Here is a 2,534-nt window from a genome sequence, read left to right on the forward strand (position 1 = left end):
GATTTGAGATCGGTGGGTTGGGGGGATTTGAGAGCGGGCAGTTGGGAGAAATTCCCACCAGCCTCCGCACCGCCATTGACCGCGCCCGCGCTCGCATCACCCAACTCGAACAGCTCGCCATCCAGAGCGGCGAGCTTGCCCAGATGGACTACGACTTCTTATATGACGACGCCCGCCACCTCCTCACCATCGGCTACAACGTCAGCGACCGCCGCCAAGATGCCAGCTACTACGACCTCCTCGCCTCCGAAGCTCGCTTGGCCAGTTTCGTCGCCATCGCCCAAGGACAACTGCCGCAAGAAAGCTGGTTCGCCCTCGGCCGCCAACTCACCATCGCCGCCGGCGCACCCACACTCCTCTCATGGAGCGGCTCCATGTTTGAATACCTCATGCCGCTGCTGGTCATGCCCACCGACGACCACACCCTGCTCGATCAAACCTATCGCACCGCCGTCGCCCGCCAGATCGAATATGGGCAACAGCGCGGCGTGCCCTGGGGCGTCTCCGAATCCGGTTACAACACCGTTGATCTCCAGCTCAACTATCAATATCACGCCTTCGGCGTCCCCGGACTGGGACTCAAACGCTGGCTCGCCGAAGACCTCGTCATCGCCCCCTATGCTTCAGCACTGGCATTGATGGTCGCGCCCGCCGCCGCCTGCCACAATCTCCAACGCCTCGCCGCCAGTGGAGGCAGCGGACGCTACGGATTTTATGAAGCCATCGACTACACCCCCTCCCGCCTTCCCCGCGGACAAACCAGCGCCGTCGTGCGCTCCTTCATGGCACATCACCAAGGCATGACCCTGCTCGCCTTAGCCTATCTCCTGTTAGACCGACCGATGCAACGGCGCTTTCTCGCCGCCCCGCTGTTCCAAGCCACCGCCCTGCTGCTGCAAGAACGCATCCCTGCCAGCCCCGTCTTCTATGCCCACACCACCGGCGAACCGACCACCATCCGCACCACCGACGCCACCGCCGAAGCGCAGATGCGCGTCTTCACCAGCCCGCATACACCCTTCCCTGAAGTCAAGCTGCTGTCGAATGGGCGCTATCACGTCATGGTCACCAACGCCGGCGGCGGCTCCAGCCGCTGGAAAGACCTCGCCGTCACCCGCTGGCGCGAAGACCCCACCTGCGATTCCTGGGGCAGCTTCTGTTATCTGCGCGATCCCGTGAGCGGCGCATTCTGGTCAACCGCCTATCAGCCCACCCGCAAACAACCCGACAGCTACGAAGCCATCTTTTCCGAAGGTCGCGCCGAATTTCGCCGCCGTGATGGTGCCATTGAGGCCTACACCCTGATCGCCGTCTCCCCGGAAGACGACATCGAACTGCGCCGCGTGCGCCTCACCAACCACAGCCGCACCCGGCAACGCATTGAGATCACCAGCTACGCCGAGGTCGTCCTCGCGCCGGCAGCCGCTGATGCCCTGCATCCCGCCTTTAGCAATCTCTTTGTCCAGACCGAAATCCTCACGCCGCAACCGGCGCTACTGTGTACCCGCCGCCCCCGCTCAGATGACGACGCCACGCCGTGGCTGTTTCATGTGATGGTCGTGCGCGGCGCGACGTGCAGTGCCGCTTCCTTTGAAACCGACCGCCTGCAATTCATCGGCCGCGACCGCACCCTCGCCAATCCTCAAGCTCTGGATCGGCAAATCCCCCCTTTAGAAAAAGGGCGGGAGGAATTTCCCCCAGATGCAGTGCTCTCTGGCAGCGCCGGCCCGGTTTTGGATCCGATCATCGCCATCCGCTACACCATCACCCTCGAGCCGGATCAATTCGCCACCATCGACCGCGTCACTGGCATCGCCGATACCCGCGAGCTTGCGATCGGTCTGGTGAACAAATATCAGGATCAGCGCCTCGCTGACCGCGTCTTTGATCTCGCGTGGACGCACAGTCAGGTGGTGTTGCGCCAGATCAATGCCAGCCAAGCGGATGTGCAGCTTTACGGGCGCTTGGCCAGTTCAATCCTGTATGCCAACGCTTCGCTCCGCGCCAAGCCCAGCATTCTCAACCAGAATCGGCGCGGCCAATCCGGGCTGTGGAGCCATGCCGTTTCTGGCGATGTGCCGCTGGTGCTGGTGCAGATCGGCGATCCCGCCAACATTGAGCTGGTGCGGCAGTTGGTGCAGGCGCATTCCTATTGGCGTCTCAAGGGTTTGACGGTGGATTTGGTGATCTGGAATGAAGATCGCGCTGGGTATCGCCAGCAGTTGCATGATCAAATTGTGGGTTTGATTGCGGCGGGGGTGGAGGCGCATGTCATGGATCGCAGCGGCGGTATCTTTATCCGCCCTGCCGATCAAATCAGCCATGAAGATCGCATTCTGTTTCAGACGGTAGCGCGGGTGGTTCTCAGTGATACTCGCGGCACCTTGGCGGAACAGCTCAAGCGTCGTCTGCCGCTCCCGCCGCCAGTGCCACGCTTGCGCCCCACCCGTGCTCATTTTGCAGAATGGAGCCGAGGAATCGGTGAGCCGCTCTCACCAATCCCCCCTGCCCCTCCTTTTCTAAAAAGAGAAATC

The 2,534-nt window shown here is 62.0% G+C and carries 1 protein-coding gene; it reads left to right on the forward strand.

The window, feature by feature from the left end; genetic code table 11:
• Positions 1-2,534 (forward strand): glucoamylase family protein (locus CKO12_RS14055; protein ID WP_274599933.1); only part of this gene is annotated, 2,534 nt, incomplete at both ends.

Origin of the sequence: Chromatium okenii (assembly GCF_016583745.1) — a bacterium.
In the GTDB taxonomy this organism is placed as follows: Bacteria; Pseudomonadota; Gammaproteobacteria; order Chromatiales; family Chromatiaceae; genus Chromatium; species Chromatium okenii.